We start from the raw sequence: 15,239 nt of genomic DNA, 5'->3' as shown, positions 1-15,239 counted from the left end.
TGAAAAAACGTAAGTGCGTTTGATATGAAATGTAAGTACATTTGAACTCAAACGTCGAAGCGTTTGAAAAGAAATGCCCTTGCGTTCTGAATCAAACACAAGGGCATTTTTATAAGTTCTTTAACTCCTTAAAATCAGTGTAATAAAGGAGTGCTTTTATCTCCTTACTTTTATTTGTTGATTTTACTCCATGTATCTTTCAATGATACGGTGCGGTTGAATACCAGGTGGTCAGGAGTAGAATCTTTGTCTACATTAAAGTAACCGATACGCTGGAACTGCAGATAGTCGAGCGGTTTGGCATCGGCCAGGAATTTTTCTACGTAGCATTCATTCAGTACTTTCAATGAGTCTGGATTAATCATTTCCTGCATGGCTTCCAGCGGAGAACATCCCTTGGCTTCACGGATTGCTGCCATTTCATCACGCGGATTTTCTACCTTCCACAAGCGGTCGTACAAACGTACTTCTGCTTTCAGGCAGTGGTTGCAGCTTACCCAGTGGAGTGTTCCTTTCACCTTACGGTTAGCTTCCGGCATACCGCTCTTGGTGTTCGGGTCGTATTCTGCATACACTTCCACCACATTTCCATTTTCGTCTTTTTTGCAGCCTGTGCATTTTACGATGTAGGCATTCTTCAGACGAACTTCCTGTCCCGGAGTCATACGGAAATATTTCTTCGGTGCATCTTCCATGAAGTCATCGCGTTCCATCCACAATTCACGGCTGAATTCAATGGTATGTGTACCGGCGCTCAAATCTTCCGGATTGTTGATGGCTTCCATTTCTTCCACTTGTCCTTCCGGATAGTTGGTCAGAATCAGTTTCACCGGATTCAGTACGGCAGATACACGGGTAGAACGTGCATTCAGGTCTTCACGAACGGCACTTTCCAGCAAAGCAAAGTCGTTTAGTGCATCGTATGTGGTATATCCGATTTTGTCAATGAATTTGCGGATAGACTCAGGAGAGTATCCACGACGGCGGAAACCGCAGATAGTCGGCATACGTGGGTCGTCCCATCCGTCTACCAGTCCTTCTTTTACCAGTGTCAGCAGGTTACGCTTGCTCATCAGTGTATAGCTCAGGTTCAGTTTGTTGAACTCATACTGATGCGGGCGGTTGTCGTCCAGGTCTTTTCCGTCTTTTACCCAGTCTACAAACAGGTCGTAAAGCGGACGGTGTACCACGAATTCCAGTGTACACAGTGAATGTGTTACTCCTTCAAAGAAGTCGCTCTGTCCGTGTGCGAAGTCATACATCGGGTAAGCCTTCCATTTGTCACCGGTACGGTGGTGAGGAGTTTTTACCACACGGTAGATAATCGGGTCGCGGAAGTGCATGTTCGGGTTGGCCATGTCAATCTTGGCACGCAGCACCATCTTGCCTTCTTCAATTTCTCCGGCATTCATTTTCTGGAACAGTTCCAGGCTTTCCTCAATCGGGCGGTTGCGATAAGGACTTTCCGTTCCCGGCTGTGTTGGTGTACCTTTCTGGGCTGCAATTTCTTCCGAGGTCTGTTCGTCTACATACGCCTTTCCTTCTTTGATAAGACGGATAGCGAAATCCCAGAGTTGCTGGAAATAGTCGGAAGCATAATATTCATTTCCCCACTGGAAGCCCAGCCACTGGATGTCTTCCTTAATGGCTTCTACATATTCTACATCTTCTTTCGTCGGGTTTGTATCATCGAAACGCAGGTTACAGGTTCCTCCGTATCGCTGTGCGATTCCGAAGTCCAGACAAATGGCTTTTGCATGTCCGATGTGCAAGTATCCGTTAGGCTCTGGCGGGAAACGGGTTTGAATTCTTCCACCGTTTTTACCTTCCTGCAAGTCTTTCTCTACAATTTGCTCAATGAAATTCAGGCTTTTCTTTTCTGAATTTTCGGTTGTATTTATTTCTGTCATACGGAAACTTTTTGTTTTTTCTTTTAACTCTGCAAAAATAGTAAAAATAATCTCCTTATAGATAAATGGGAAGAATATTTCTTCGGTGCCATATCCTTTTACTTAAATTTGCTTATCTTTGTAGAGCGCAAAGATGCATGTTGTTAATAATGCCAAAGGAAAGAAAATGAAAAAAAACGCAGAATGTGTTTTATGACATGTTTTTTTATTTGGTTACCTGAAAAAAAGGCCGCATCTTTGTGCCGTTATCCTGAAAACAATCTTTTTACCTTAAGAAAAAAAACTAATACCTATTGAAAACTTAAAAAGGCCCTTTGTGAAAAGCGCCTTTTTTTTTGCCCTTACATTTGCATTTCAGTTGTGTTTCATCGTGTGATTTTTGTGTGCCGTCGCGGGTTTTCTTTGCGTGTATTCAGAAACTTTCCGTATCTTTGGGGGATATTAATTTAGGTAGAACTATGGCACAACCATTGGCTGAAAGAATGCGTCCGAAGACGCTGGATGAATATATTGGCCAGAAACATCTGGTGGGAGAAGGGGCCGTGTTGCGCAGGATGATTGAAGCGGGGCGGATTTCTTCGTTTATTTTGTGGGGACCGCCGGGAGTGGGGAAGACCACTTTGGCACAGATTGTAGCGAACCGGCAGGAAGTTCCTTTTTATACACTGAGTGCGGTTACTTCGGGAGTGAAGGAAGTGCGTGAGGTGATAGAAAAGGCAAAAGCCAACCGTTTCTTTTCTCAGCAAAGTCCGATATTGTTTATTGATGAAATTCACCGTTTCAGTAAGTCACAGCAGGACTCATTGTTAGGAGCGGTCGAAACGGGGGTGGTGACGCTGATAGGTGCCACTACCGAGAATCCGTCGTTCGAAGTAATCCGGCCATTGCTTTCCCGGTGTCAGTTGTATGTACTCAAGTCACTGGAAAAGGAAGATTTGCTTGAACTGCTTCATTTAGCCTTGACCAAAGATCCGATATTGAAGGAACGGCAGGTGGAGTTGAAGGAAACGGATGCCATGTTGCGTTACTCCGGAGGAGATGCGCGTAAGTTACTGAACATTCTGGAGCTTGTGATAGAAGCGGATACAGCTAATCCGGTGGTTATAACCGATGAAAAAGTGGTGTCAAGCTTGCAGCAGAATCCTTTGGCCTATGACAAGGAAGGCGAGATGCATTATGATATTGTTTCCGCTTTCATCAAATCCATTCGTGGCAGTGATCCCGATGGAGCCTTGTACTGGCTGGCCCGTATGGTAGAAGGAGGAGAAGATCCGGCCTTTATAGCCCGGCGTCTGGTAATTTCTGCTTCAGAAGATATTGGTCTGGCCAATCCGAATGCACTGTTGCTGGCCAATGCGGCCTTTGAGGCAGTGATGAAAATAGGGTGGCCGGAAGGGCGTATTCCATTGGCTGAAGCTACGGTGTATCTGGCCACCAGTCCGAAAAGCAATTCGGCTTATGAAGGAATCAATTCGGCATTGGAGCTGGTACGGCAGACGGGAAACCTTCCGGTTCCGCTACATTTGCGCAATGCACCTACCAAACTCATGAAGCAATTGGGATATGGAAAGGACTATAAGTATGCGCATGCGTATAAGGGAAATTTTGTCAAGCAGGATTTCCTTCCGGAAGAGATTCGTACACAGCGTATCTGGCATGCACAGGATAATCCTTCCGAGCAGAAGCTGAAAGAGCGGATGGTGAGCCTGTGGGGTGATCGTTTTAAAGAATAATATGAATATATAGTTTTAAGAAGAAAGATATGAAGATTGTAATATTAGACGGATATACATTGAATCCGGGAGACTTGTCATGGGAACCCTTGAAGGAATTGGGTGAAGTGACCGTGTATGAACGTACGGCTCCGAAAGATGTCTGCAAAAGAGCAGAAGGAGCGGAAGTGGTGTTTACGAATAAAGTAGTGCTGGATGAGGCTGTGCTTGAAAAACTTCCTTCACTGAAATATATAGGCGTACTGGCTACAGGATATAATGTAGTGGATGTGGCGGCTGCGGCCCGAAAGGGGATTGTGGTGACGAACATTCCGGCTTATAGCACCAGCTCGGTAGCTCAGATGGCGTTTGCACACATTCTGAATATTGTGCAGCGTGTGGGATACTATGCCCAGGAAGTAAGTAACGGAAAATGGAGTCGTCAGGCTGATTTTTCTTTCTGGGATGCGCCGTTGCATGAACTTGATGGCAAAAAGATAGGTATTATCGGTTTTGGAAATACGGGACGGGCTACGGCACGTATCGCAGTCGGTTTTGGCTTGGATGTATATGTCTATACCAGTAAGTCGGCCATGGAACTTCCTGCTGATGTACATAAGTGTCCTTCAATGGATGAATTGTTCCGCAAGTGTGACATCGTGAGTTTGCATTGCCCGTTGACGGAAACGACCCGTGAATTGGTGGATGCCCGTAAGCTGGAATTGATGAAGCCGTCTGCTATTTTGATTAATACCGGTCGGGGAGGCTTGGTAAACGAGCAGGATTTGGCGGATGCACTGAACAGTGGCAAAATTGCTGCTGCGGGACTGGATGTGCTTTCTTCTGAACCGCCTCGTGCAGATAATCCGTTACTGAAAGCACGTAATTGCTTTATCACGCCACATCAGGCATGGGCTACGAAAGAAGCGCGTGTACGCTTGATGCAGTTGGCCGTAAATAATCTGAAGGCTTTTCTGGAAGGCAAACCGGTAAATGTAGTCAATAACTAAAAGAAGAAAGTTATGACGAAAGAAGAACGTATACAGAAAGCTGTTGCGCTGTTCAAGGAGGGCTATAATTGCTCTCAGTCGGTAGTGGGGGCTTATGCCGATATGTATGGTTTTACCTTTGAGCAGGCATTGCATATGGCTGCCTCGTTTGGGGGAGGTATCGGTCGCATGCGGGAGATATGCGGTGCGGCTTGCGGTATGTTTTTGCTGGCAGGTTTGGAACGCTGTGCAGTGGAAGGGGCAGACAGGGAAGGAAAGGCTGCCAATTATAAATTGGTGCAGGAACTGGCTAAAAAGTTTAAGGAAGAATGTGGTACTATTCATTGCAGTGAACTGTTGGGCTTGTCAAAGAAAGAACCTATTGTGGCTACACCCGATGCCCGGACCGCACAATATTATGCCAAACGTCCGTGTGCACGAATGGTGGAAACGGCAGCAAGAATTTGGGGCGATTTCTTGGAAAATGAAGGGAAATTGTAATAAGAAGCTGTTTTTTAGGTTGTAAAATGAAAGTTTTCTCTTTTTTCTTCACTCCTTTTCTTGTTTTTTGTTAATTTTGCCGCAGTTTAATGCACGTCAAGTTTAGATGTATAATTATAAAAGCAAAAAGACTATGTTAAAAGAAAAAGCAGGTGTCATTGCCGGACAAATCTGGGAGGCACTGAATGAAACAGAAGGCAAAACTCAGAAACAGCTTAAGAAAGAAGCTAAATTGAAAGCAGACAAGGACTTGTTCCTGGGTTTAGGTTGGTTGTTGAGAGAAGACAAAATTGAGACAAGTGAAGTGGATGGAGAGTTATTCGTGAAGTTGAAATAATTCTTATAGAAAAATAGAAAAGTGCGCTGGTTGGAAATTTTTTCTGGTCAGCGCACTTTCTTTTTGTGGTGTTCAGGAGTGATAGCATCCTTTGGCCGCATCTTCACATTGCGAACCTAGGGTTTCAAATTCAATGGTAGAATGGGTAATTCCGTGTTGGGACAACAGTTGTTTAAGTGCATGTTTGATACACTCTATTTCGTTCAGGCTGGTAATTACCACGTGAAGGGTAGCGGCATTTTCAGTTGTACTGACAGCCCATACGTGCAGGTGATGCCAGCTTTCCACTCCCGGTGTCTGGCTGATTTCCTGCTCCAGTTTATCGAGGTGGATGTGTTCAGGCACGGCATCCAGTGTAAGATAAAGACTCTCTTTCAAGAGTTTCCAGGTAGAAATCAGGATAATGAGGGCTATGCCCATTCCGATGAACGCATCGAGTGCGTAATAATGGGTCAGGTTGATAAGTATACCCGAGATGACTACACCGACAGATACCAGTGTATCCATGGCCATGTGCAGAAAAGCTCCTTTGATATTTAAGTCGTTTTTCCGTCGGCTCATTAGTAGCAGGACAGTAGCTCCATTCACTAATATACCCGCTCCGGCAGTCCATGAGATGGCTTCACCGGAAACGGTGCCGGGGGTATATAATTTATAGATGCTTTCAATAAGAATTCCTCCTACGGCAATGAGAAGTATGACGGCATTGGCCAGTGAAACAAGTATGGTGCTTTTTTTATAGCCATAGGTGAAATGGCGATTGCCTTTTCGTGTAGCCATCCGAATGGCAAAGAGTGAAAGCAGTAAGCTGAAAATATCGCTCAGGTTATGTCCGGCATCGGAGAGCAGCCCTAAGGAATGGTAGGAAAAACCGATGACCGCTTCGGCAATCACGAACAACAGGTTCAGGATGATGCACACGATGAGAGTAGTACTGACCGATTCAATGGCATGATGGCTGTGAACGTGTGAATGAGAATGTGACATAGTTGCAAGTTTTTTTGTTATTATGTAGCGAATTTACCTCCTTTTTTAATTTCTTGTATCAGTTATGTAACAATAACAACCTGGTTGCATAAATCAATAGGGATAATGACGGCATAGAGTTGGTATTTCATGGAAATATGTATCTTTGTGCAGATTAATAAAGTATAGGACATGAAAAAAATGTTATGCCCGCAATGCAAAATTGCAGCGATGTATGTAAAAAATGAAGCAGGAGAGCGTCGGTTGGTGTATGTGACTTCTGAAGGAGAAGTCGTACCGAAAAAAGAAGAAGAGTCGCTTGAAGGATTTGATTTAAACGAGGTCTTTTGTCTGGGTTGTTCCTGGCATGGAAATCCTAAACGATTAGTAAAGTATTAATGTCGTTGTTGTAGAAGTAAAATAGCCGAAATCTGAGGATTTGGCTATTTATCATGAGGATTAGGCTACTTTATTTTGATAAGAAAAAGAACCGAAATAAGAAAATATACTTATCTTTGTCTATATTTTATGCTTTTTAAAGAATAAGGATAATTATGGAGAAAGTTATTATTAACTCGTACGAAGAATTCGAAAAATTGGTAGGCCAGCAGATTGGAGTATCAGAATGGCTTGAAATCCCACAGGAACGCATCAACCAGTTCGCAGATGCTACATTGGATCACCAGTGGATTCATGTGGATGCAGAGCGTGCAAAAGTGGAAAGTCCTTACAAGAGTACAATTGTACACGGGTATCTTACCTTGTCTTTGTTGCCTTATCTGTGGAATCAGATTATCGAGGTAAACAATTTGAAGATGATGGTGAATTATGGAATGGACAAGATGAAGTTCGGCCAGGCGGTATTGTCAGGTCAGAGTGTGCGCCTGGTTGCTGATTTACACTCACTGGTAAATCTGCGTGGAGTGGCAAAGGCTGAAATCAAATTCTCCATTGAAATTAAAGACCAGAAGAAGAAAGCTTTGGAAGGTATTGCTACTTTCTTGTATTATTTCAACTAATACGCAGCAAAGAATCTGTTCGGAAGTGGACGCAGCAGGAAATGGTTTGCTGCGTACATGCTTCCGGGATTATTCAGAATTTTAAAGAGGTATAGAATCCGCAATAACCGTCACCAGCTACGGGACTGATGGCTAAATCATGTTTCTTGGCAAACGGACGAGTAAAAAGATAGGAGCTTCCGACTCCGATGGCCGCACCGGCCGCTACATCCCACCAGTCATGTTTTTTTCCGTATACACGGCTCCAGCCTACATAAGTGGAGACCACATAGGCCGGCAGTCCCCATTTCCATCCGTAACGTCGCTGGATGAAAGAGGCAGCTGTAAAAGATACAGAGGTATGCATGGACGGAAATGAATGATTGTCGCTGTGGTCGGGACGTTCTTTTTTAATCGCATATTTCAATGCGTATGTAACTCCTAATGTGGTAATTCCAGCCAATGCGCCCTGTTTCAGTCCTTGCCAGTCTTTTTCAATAAGTATGGCTGTTAGTCCGGCTACGGGAAGCAGTACGGCACCCACATCGCCGGAAGTACGCACGGCTTTTCGGGGCTGGCTGATATCAAGCTGTTGTGCCTGTAAAGACACGCTGAGGCAGAGTGCTGCCAACAAAATCATGATAGGTTTCATGACAAGGTAAGAATTTTAGGGATGAATATTATTAATCCGACAATGGCTGCGCTGATAGCCAGAATCAATACGGCACCAGCTGCCAGATCCTTTGTACGCTTGATGGCTTCGTTGTATTCTGGCGAAACTAAATCGGCCAGTGCTTCAATGGAAGAATTGACTGCTTCTGCAGCCAGTACGGAACCAATGGCAAACACGATAGCTATCCATTCAGTGGCAGAAAGTCCAATTAGCCATCCTGCCAGGGTTACACATACTGCGGCAAAACAATGAATCCAGGCATTGTGTTCGCGTGTAATCAGCAGACGGATACCGTTTCCAGCAAATTTAAAACTCCGTAAACGCTTTCGTAAGGTAAATCCTTCGTTCTTCATGCGGCAAATCAAATTTCAACGGTCACTTCCACGGGGCAATGGTCCGAGCCGAATATTTCTGTGTGAATCTTCGCTTCTTTCAGCTTGTCGGCAAGACTGGCTGAGGCCAAAAAGTAGTCAATACGCCACCCTGCATTCTTCTCGCGTGCCTTGAAACGGTAAGACCACCAGGAATAGATATTGGTTTGCTCGGGATAGAAGTAGCGGAAGGTATCGATGAATCCGGCATCTAACAGCAATTGAAATTTTTCGCGTTCCTGGTCGGTAAAGCCCGCATTCATCCGGTTGGTTTTCGGATTCTTCAGGTCAATTTCCTTGTGGGCTACATTCAGGTCACCGCATACCAATACGGGTTTGCTCTGGTCTAACTTTTGCAAGTAAGCGCGGAAGTCATCATCCCATGTCATGCGGTAGTCCAGACGTTTCAGACCATCCTGCGAATTCGGTGTGTAGACCGTTACCAGAAAGAATTTTTCCATCTCCAATGTAATGACACGTCCTTCATGGTCGTGCTCATCAATTCCCAGACCGTAAGTTACTTGCAGGGGCTGGTGCTTGGTAAAGATGGCAGTACCGGAATATCCTTTCTTCTCGGCATAATTCCAGTAGGAAGTATAGCCTTCAAAAGAGAGGTCAAGCTGTCCTTCCTGCATTTTGGTTTCTTGCAGGCAGAAAAAATCAGCATCAAGTTGGGTAAATATGTCTCGGAAACCTTTGTCGCAGCAGGCACGCAGCCCGTTTACGTTCCAGGATATAAGTTTAATCATACAAATTATTTTTTCAAATCAAATAAATAAGTCAGACGTCCGCCAATATAGGAGTGGGCAGAACGTGAGAAATAATCTTTTTTACTGTTGTTGTAGAAGTCGCTCAGACCGAAATAGTAACGGGCTTCCAGCAGGAAATGACCGATACCTGTACGTATTTCTACGCCACCTCCTCCTACGATTCCGTAGTCAAATTTTCGGTCGGCAAACTTTCCGTATTGTTCATCAGTTCCTTGCGGACGGTTGGTGGTATCCCAGGTAGACGGGTCGCTGTAAAATTCTTTTTCTCCTAACAGGAAGCCTACCTGCGGACCCAGGTTGATGATGAACCGGGCACCGTTTCCTTTGTCTTTCCCGAAAGCAAGATGGGCTAATAAAGGGATTTCTATGTAATTCATGGCACGGTGGTAGGTATTGTTACTTCCGTCTTCAATGACTTCCTTCCATCCTCGTTGGGAAAAGTTGATTTCTCCCTGTATACCACAAATCATTTTGAAGTATTTCTCAGAGATATAACGGACTGTAAGACCAAATTCCGGTGCAATGAAGTTCGTCTGCTTAATGCTCGGAGTAAAACTGACAGAGTTTAAGTTTACTCCTCCATTGATTCCCACGGACAGATTATGCCGTTCGTCCTGCAATTGGGCAAACAACGATAAGGGTAGCATGCAAAGCAGGCAGCATATAAAAATCAGTTGTCGGTATCTTTTCATTTTATTCAAAATCAAGTTTGATCAATTCGTAATTCTTGGTCAAATGAACAAAAAATACTTTCCGGTTGATAAAGCCACCCCAGTTGTTGACTCTCTCAAATTTGAATCCGGTTTGAATGGGAGTAACAGATACTTTGTCCAGGTTTTCTTCAAATTTGTTGCCTTGCTGTGACAAACCCTTCAGGAAGAAGTATCCCGTATCAAATCCCAGCATGCCGTATTTGGGGAAAGTGTTCGCCATGTCTTTGCTATACCAGCGGCGGTAACTTTGGGTGAAGCGGACAGCTTCTGGAAACAAATTGTTGGTATAGAACGATGAATAGAAATACGTATCCAGTTCATAGAAACTGGCCAGATGTTCTTGTGTATACGTCTGCCATTCCGGGTAACCGAACAGGTGCATGTTGAAGTGCGGATGTGAACGTAGTACATTGGTCAGCTGAGGAAGTATCCGGGTCAGCGCCGAACTGCGTCCGGAAGTTGGAATAAAAATATTTTCCCTCAGTGTATCCATGGCTGCAATGATTCTTTCTGGAGCGATTTCGCTGCTTAGCTGAATCTGCTTGAAGTCTACACGGTTGTCTTTCAACTCGCTTTTCAGGCCGTTGATAAATTCATTTTTTTCCTTGTCTCCATTAGCCGGATCGACAAATACGATGCGGGCTTTACTGAATTTACGGAGAAAATGGTCATACGCTTCTGAGTAGAAATAAGATTGGGGTGTATTAATCTGATATACCATCGGATTATTGAACACCTGGTCTACTTTCGGAGCAAAAGGAACGACCAGTCGTATCTTGTTACGCTCTGCAAAATTCGCCAGCGGTTCGATGTTTGAAGTGTGAACAGGTCCGAAGATAATGTCCATATTCTTCATCTCTGGCTTACTGAGAATATTAGAGATCACATTGGCACTGCCTTTTGTGTCGTAAGTATATAAATTAACTGACACTCCTTGGCGTTTCAGGCTGTCTACAGCAATCAGGAATCCTTCGTAATATTCCACCATGCGGGTCTGCTCTTCAGGTTTGATACTTCCGGAAGCCGTAAACGGAAGCATCACAGCTGCCTGAATGGTATGCAAAGACTTAGAAGCGACCTTGCTTTGCTTGAACAACTCTTCATTAGAAGGTGTTTGAACCATTGTGGGAGTAGTCGTTGCTGCAGGCTGGCTGCTTTTAGGGTAAGGAATAAAGATGAACATGCCCTTTTTCAGTTTTCCGTTTTTCAATTCCGGATTCAGAGCCAGTAAATCTTCTTGCGTAATACCATATTCCTGACAGATACTGAAGATAGTCTCTTTTCGCTCCACTTTATGCATTTCTTTCCATTCTTTTGAAGAAGTGGAAGGTGTAGAGGGTTGTGTCGGGGCAAGTGGGGTAGCTGGTTCCGTCACATCTTCTGTCGGGATAGATACTACTTGTCCTACGCGGAAGTTGCTGGCACTCAGACCTGGGTTGGCATCACATATAGCTTGTGCGCTGACGTTGTATTTCACCGTCAGCTGGTAAAGTGTTTCGCCGGCTTGTATAGTGTGGAATCTTCCACTTTTATTGGAAGAAGAGGAGTTTGTCTGGGGGATTTTCAATGCTTCTCCTGCTCGGATTTGTTTGTCGCTTCCCGGATTCAGGCGAACAATGTCATCAATAGATACATGATACATGCTTGCAATGGAGTAAAGGCTCTGTCCTTTACTTACCGTATGTAAAAAGTAATTGTTTCCGTTCTGTGCGAAAGTAGTTATTCCGGCGTTTCCAAAAGTCAAGGCCAGTGAAAGACAAACTATCTGAAAGAATCTCATGGTTATTATGGATTTGTTGAGTGGCAAAAGTACAAAAAAAATTGCATTGTCGAATGAAAATGGGGAAGTAAATATCTCTATCTTTGATTCCTGAAGATAGGATGCGGTTCGGAAGTAGAACCGAAAAATACGTTTTTCGTTCATACTTCTCTCACCTTTCACTATCTTTGCAAAGATATCATTGAAGGATAATGTATGACTGAAGGAACAGAAACGATTTGTGTACAAGGAGCTCGGGTACACAACCTGAAAAATATAGATGTGGAAATCCCTCGTGACAGCTTGACGGTGATTACCGGGTTGAGCGGAAGCGGAAAGTCTTCTCTGGCATTTGATACGCTGTTTGTGGAAGGACAGCGCCGTTATATTGAGACTTTTTCTGCCTATGCCCGTAACTTTTTGGGAGGGATGGAACGGCCGGATGTGGACAAGATTACGGGATTGAGTCCGGTGATTTCCATCGAACAGAAGACGACGAACAAGAATCCGCGTTCTACTGTGGGAACAACCACGGAGATTTATGATTATCTGCGACTGCTGTTTGCCCGTGCAGGTACGGCTTATTCCTATCTTTCGGGCGAGAAGATGGTGAAATATACCGAAGAACAGATCCTGGATTTGATACACCGTGACTATAAAGGAAAACGCATTTATATCCTGGCACCTCTGGTGCGTACGCGTAAAGGACATTACAAGGAATTGTTCGAGCAGGTACGTAAGAAGGGCTATCTCTATGTACGTGTAGATGGAGAAGTGAAGGAAATCGTACACGGCATGAAGCTGGACCGTTACAAGAATCACGACATAGAGGTGGTGATTGACAAGATGGTGGTCACGGAAAAGGAAGAAAGCCGGTTGAAGCAGAGCGTGGCTACAGCCATGCAGCAGGGAGACGGATTGTTGATGATACTGGATGCGCAGACGGAAAGTGTGCGTCATTACAGCAAACGCCTGATGTGTCCGGTGACGGGACTTTCTTACAAGGAGCCGGCACCGCATAACTTCTCGTTCAACTCTCCGCAGGGGGCCTGCCCGCGTTGCAAGGGACTGGGATATGTCAACTTGATTGATGTGGACAAGGTGATTCCGGACCGCTCGCTTTCGGTGTATGAAGGGGCTGTGGCTCCGTTGGGTAAATACAAGAACGTAATGATATTCTGGCAGTTGGAAGCGTTGCTTGAACGATATGAAGCTACGTTGAAGACACCGGTGAGTGAGTTGCCGGAAGATGCCATCAATGAGATTCTGTATGGATGCGATGAACGCCTGAAAATCAAGAGTACACTGATTCATGCCACTTCCGATTACTTTATTTTATATGAGGGCATCGTGAAATATATTCAGATGATGCAGGAAAAGGAAGCTTCTGCCACCGCACAGAAATGGGCGGAACAATTTGCCAAGACGGATGTGTGTCCGGATTGTAAAGGAGCACGTCTGAATAAGGAAGCCTTGCATTTCCGCATTCACGATAAGAATATCTATGAATTGGTCACGATGGACATCAGTGAGTTGTATGACTGGGTGTGCCACGTGGAAGACTTTTTGGAAGACAAGCAACGCCTGATAGCAACGGAAATCCTGAAAGAAATACGTACGCGACTGAAATTCCTGTTGGATGTGGGACTGGATTATCTGTCGTTGAATCGTTCATCAGTCACACTTTCGGGAGGAGAAAGTCAGCGTATTCGTCTGGCCACACAGATTGGTTCTCAGTTGGTGAATGTGTTGTATATTCTGGATGAACCCAGTATCGGACTGCATCAGCGTGACAATATCCGGTTGATTAACTCCTTGAAAGAACTGCGCGATTTGGGAAATACCGTTATCGTAGTGGAACATGACAAGGACATGATGCTGGCTGCGGATTACGTGGTGGATATGGGACCAAAAGCCGGTCGTTTGGGTGGTGAAGTCGTTTTCTCCGGTACACCGGAAGAAATGATGAAGACCAACACCCTGACATCGCAGTACCTGAATGGAAAAATGAGTATCGAGGTTCCGGCAGAACGAAGAAAAGGCAACGGGCATTCTCTCGTGTTGAAAGGGGCGCGTGGGAACAACCTGAAAGGCGATGATGTGGAGTTTCCATTGGGAAAATTGATTTGTGTGACCGGAGTATCCGGTAGCGGAAAGTCTACTTTGATAAATGATACCCTGCAACCGATTCTTTCCCAGCACTTCTATCGTTCGCTGCAAGATCCTTTGCCGTATGATAGCATTGAAGGGCTGGAATACATTGACAAGGTGGTGAACGTAGACCAGTCGCCGTTGGGGCGAACCCCGCGTTCGAATCCGGCTACTTATACCGGAGTCTTTTCCGACATCCGTAACTTGTTTGTCGGGCTTCCGGAAGCTAAAATCCGCGGTTATAAGGCAGGTCGTTTCTCTTTCAACGTGTCAGGCGGTCGCTGTGAGGCGTGTGGAGGAAACGGTTACAAGACCATTGAAATGAACTTCCTTCCCGATGTGCTGGTACCGTGTGAGGTGTGTCACGGAAAGCGTTATAACCGTGAAACGTTGGAAGTACGCTATAAAGGTAAATCCATTGCCGACGTGCTGGACATGACCATCAACCGTGCAGTGGAATTCTTTGAAAACGTGCCGCAGATACTGAACAAAATCAAGGTGCTGCAGGAAGTGGGATTAGGATACATCAAGTTGGGACAACCCTCTACCACTTTGTCGGGAGGAGAGAGCCAGCGTGTGAAACTGGCTACTGAACTGGCTAAAAGGGATACCGGAAAGACTATCTATATTTTGGATGAACCGACCACCGGACTGCATTTTGAAGACATTCGAGTACTGATGAATGTGCTAAACCGTCTGGTAGAAAAAGGAAATACCGTCATTGTCATAGAGCACAACTTGGATGTCATTAAGATGGCAGACTATATTATCGATATGGGACCGGAAGGCGGAAAGGCCGGAGGTCAGTTACTGGTATGCGGTACACCAGAAGAAGTGGCCCAGTCGGGTAAAGGATATACATCCGGATTTTTAAAAGAAGAACTGAAAGGAGTAACAAAATAATGGCAAAAGACAAGATTGCAAAAACCAATGCGGCCCGTTTGCTGGACCGGGATAAGGTGAAATATGAACTGGTTCCGTACGAGGTAGATGAAAATGATTTAAGTTGCGTACACGTAGCCGCTACTTTAGGAGAGAACATCGAACAGGTATTCAAAACGTTGGTGCTTCAAGGAGATAAGTCGGGTTACTTTGTCTGTGTGATTCCCGGTGAGCACGAAATCGATCTGAAGCTGGCAGCCAAGATTTCAGGCAACAAGAAATGCGACCTGATACCGATGAAAGAACTGCTTCCGCTGACGGGATACATTCGTGGAGGATGCTCTCCGATAGGGATGAAGAAGCATTTCCCTACATATATTCATCACACATGCAATGACTTCCCTTATATATACGTAAGTGCAGGAGTGAGAGGCTTGCAGGTGAAACTGGCTCCGGCTGATTTAATCAAAGTGAGTCAGGCTGAAGTTTGTACTTTATTTTAACTTG

General features: G+C 44.8%; 15 protein-coding genes. 8 read left to right on the top strand and 7 right to left on the bottom strand.

The window, feature by feature from the left end; genetic code table 11:
- Positions 1-170 precede the first annotated feature (170 nt).
- On the bottom strand, positions 171-1,910 hold the full coding sequence (locus BACPLE_RS13460; protein WP_007562905.1) for a glutamine--tRNA ligase/YqeY domain fusion protein: 1,740 nt from the start codon (positions 1,908-1,910) through the stop codon (positions 171-173).
- 458 nt (positions 1,911-2,368) lie between these two features.
- Here BACPLE_RS13460 and BACPLE_RS13455 point away from each other — a divergent pair, with 458 nt between their 5' ends.
- From BACPLE_RS13455 to BACPLE_RS13440, 4 genes are all read left to right on the top strand, one after another.
- Positions 2,369-3,643, top strand: coding sequence for a replication-associated recombination protein A (locus BACPLE_RS13455; protein WP_007562902.1), 1,275 nt, complete (start codon positions 2,369-2,371; stop codon positions 3,641-3,643).
- A gap of 29 nt (positions 3,644-3,672) precedes the next feature.
- Positions 3,673-4,632 carry a D-2-hydroxyacid dehydrogenase gene (locus BACPLE_RS13450; protein WP_007562900.1) on the top strand — a complete coding sequence of 320 codons (960 nt, stop codon included), beginning with the start codon at positions 3,673-3,675 and terminating at the stop codon, positions 4,630-4,632.
- A gap of 12 nt (positions 4,633-4,644) precedes the next feature.
- Entirely contained in the window at positions 4,645-5,112 is a 468-nt protein-coding gene (locus BACPLE_RS13445) for a C-GCAxxG-C-C family protein (RefSeq protein WP_007562898.1), read from the top strand.
- 133 nt (positions 5,113-5,245) lie between these two features.
- Positions 5,246-5,449 (top strand): winged helix-turn-helix domain-containing protein, encoded by a 204-nt coding sequence (locus BACPLE_RS13440; RefSeq protein ID WP_022053671.1) that lies wholly within the window; start codon positions 5,246-5,248, stop codon positions 5,447-5,449.
- A 72-nt stretch (positions 5,450-5,521) separates the two neighbouring features.
- Here BACPLE_RS13440 and BACPLE_RS13435 read toward each other — a convergent pair whose 3' ends face one another.
- Complete coding sequence (locus BACPLE_RS13435) at positions 5,522-6,436, bottom strand: cation diffusion facilitator family transporter (protein ID WP_040313224.1); 915 nt, start codon at positions 6,434-6,436, stop codon at positions 5,522-5,524.
- A 171-nt stretch (positions 6,437-6,607) separates the two neighbouring features.
- Between BACPLE_RS13435 and BACPLE_RS13430 the strand changes: the two genes are divergently transcribed.
- Together BACPLE_RS13430 and BACPLE_RS13425 are read left to right on the top strand one after the other, a co-directional pair.
- Positions 6,608-6,814, top strand: a complete 207-nt coding sequence (locus tag BACPLE_RS13430) for a hypothetical protein (protein ID WP_007562893.1) — start codon at positions 6,608-6,610, stop codon at positions 6,812-6,814.
- Positions 6,815-6,969: 155 nt separating this feature from the next.
- Positions 6,970-7,434, top strand: a complete 465-nt coding sequence (locus tag BACPLE_RS13425; RefSeq protein ID WP_007562891.1) for a MaoC family dehydratase — start codon at positions 6,970-6,972, stop codon at positions 7,432-7,434.
- 73 nt (positions 7,435-7,507) lie between these two features.
- On the opposite strand, the gene BACPLE_RS13420 is transcribed toward BACPLE_RS13425, so the two are convergent.
- The 5 genes from BACPLE_RS13420 to BACPLE_RS13400 are packed head-to-tail and all read right to left on the bottom strand — an operon-like array spanning position 7,508 to position 11,720.
- Positions 7,508-8,065, bottom strand: a complete 558-nt coding sequence (locus BACPLE_RS13420; RefSeq protein ID WP_007562889.1) for a phosphatase PAP2 family protein — start codon at positions 8,063-8,065, stop codon at positions 7,508-7,510.
- Complete coding sequence (locus BACPLE_RS13415; protein WP_007562887.1) at positions 8,062-8,439, bottom strand: diacylglycerol kinase family protein; 378 nt, start codon at positions 8,437-8,439, stop codon at positions 8,062-8,064. The genes BACPLE_RS13420 and BACPLE_RS13415 overlap by 4 nt, the downstream gene beginning before the upstream one ends.
- Before the next feature lie 8 nt (positions 8,440-8,447).
- The gene (locus BACPLE_RS13410) at positions 8,448-9,206 is read right to left on the bottom strand and encodes an exodeoxyribonuclease III (RefSeq protein WP_007562885.1); all 759 of its coding nucleotides are present in this window, start codon (positions 9,204-9,206) and stop codon (positions 8,448-8,450) included.
- A gap of 5 nt (positions 9,207-9,211) precedes the next feature.
- Positions 9,212-9,919 (bottom strand): porin family protein, encoded by a 708-nt coding sequence (locus BACPLE_RS13405; RefSeq protein ID WP_040313285.1) that lies wholly within the window; start codon positions 9,917-9,919, stop codon positions 9,212-9,214.
- Position 9,920: 1 nt separating this feature from the next.
- Positions 9,921-11,720: an amino acid ABC transporter substrate-binding protein gene (locus tag BACPLE_RS13400; protein ID WP_040313221.1), complete on the bottom strand. Its 1,800-nt coding sequence runs from the start codon at positions 11,718-11,720 to the stop codon at positions 9,921-9,923.
- Between the two features lie 195 nt (positions 11,721-11,915).
- Here BACPLE_RS13400 and uvrA point away from each other — a divergent pair, with 195 nt between their 5' ends.
- Together uvrA and ybaK are read left to right on the top strand one after the other, a co-directional pair.
- A complete protein-coding gene (uvrA, locus tag BACPLE_RS13395; RefSeq protein ID WP_007562880.1) occupies positions 11,916-14,753 on the top strand; it encodes an excinuclease ABC subunit UvrA in 2,838 nt (945 codons plus the stop codon).
- Entirely contained in the window at positions 14,753-15,235 is a 483-nt protein-coding gene (ybaK, locus tag BACPLE_RS13390; protein ID WP_007562878.1) for a Cys-tRNA(Pro) deacylase, read from the top strand. Before uvrA ends, ybaK begins: the two co-directional genes overlap by 1 nt.
- The last annotated feature ends 4 nt before the right edge of the window (positions 15,236-15,239 follow it).

Origin of the sequence: Phocaeicola plebeius DSM 17135 (assembly GCF_000187895.1) — a bacterium.
GTDB lineage: Bacteria > Bacteroidota > Bacteroidia > Bacteroidales > Bacteroidaceae > Phocaeicola > Phocaeicola plebeius.
The sequence above is the reverse complement of the archived record's forward strand: the minus strand, read 5'-3'. Positions and strand labels throughout refer to the sequence as shown.

Coding starts and splice junctions, on each gene's coding strand:
- BACPLE_RS13460 (WP_007562905.1), bottom strand. CDS start 1,910: ATGACAGAAATAAATACAACCGAAAATTCAGAAAAGAAAAGCCTGAAT.
- BACPLE_RS13455 (WP_007562902.1), top strand. CDS start 2,369: ATGGCACAACCATTGGCTGAAAGAATGCGTCCGAAGACGCTGGATGAA.
- BACPLE_RS13450 (WP_007562900.1), top strand. CDS start 3,673: ATGAAGATTGTAATATTAGACGGATATACATTGAATCCGGGAGACTTG.
- BACPLE_RS13445 (WP_007562898.1), top strand. CDS start 4,645: ATGACGAAAGAAGAACGTATACAGAAAGCTGTTGCGCTGTTCAAGGAG.
- BACPLE_RS13440 (WP_022053671.1), top strand. CDS start 5,246: ATGTTAAAAGAAAAAGCAGGTGTCATTGCCGGACAAATCTGGGAGGCA.
- BACPLE_RS13435 (WP_040313224.1), bottom strand. CDS start 6,436: ATGTCACATTCTCATTCACACGTTCACAGCCATCATGCCATTGAATCG.
- BACPLE_RS13430 (WP_007562893.1), top strand. CDS start 6,608: ATGAAAAAAATGTTATGCCCGCAATGCAAAATTGCAGCGATGTATGTA.
- BACPLE_RS13425 (WP_007562891.1), top strand. CDS start 6,970: ATGGAGAAAGTTATTATTAACTCGTACGAAGAATTCGAAAAATTGGTA.
- BACPLE_RS13420 (WP_007562889.1), bottom strand. CDS start 8,065: ATGAAACCTATCATGATTTTGTTGGCAGCACTCTGCCTCAGCGTGTCT.
- BACPLE_RS13415 (WP_007562887.1), bottom strand. CDS start 8,439: ATGAAGAACGAAGGATTTACCTTACGAAAGCGTTTACGGAGTTTTAAA.
- BACPLE_RS13410 (WP_007562885.1), bottom strand. CDS start 9,206: ATGATTAAACTTATATCCTGGAACGTAAACGGGCTGCGTGCCTGCTGC.
- BACPLE_RS13405 (WP_040313285.1), bottom strand. CDS start 9,919: ATGAAAAGATACCGACAACTGATTTTTATATGCTGCCTGCTTTGCATG.
- BACPLE_RS13400 (WP_040313221.1), bottom strand. CDS start 11,720: ATGAGATTCTTTCAGATAGTTTGTCTTTCACTGGCCTTGACTTTTGGA.
- uvrA (WP_007562880.1), top strand. CDS start 11,916: ATGACTGAAGGAACAGAAACGATTTGTGTACAAGGAGCTCGGGTACAC.
- ybaK (WP_007562878.1), top strand. CDS start 14,753: ATGGCAAAAGACAAGATTGCAAAAACCAATGCGGCCCGTTTGCTGGAC.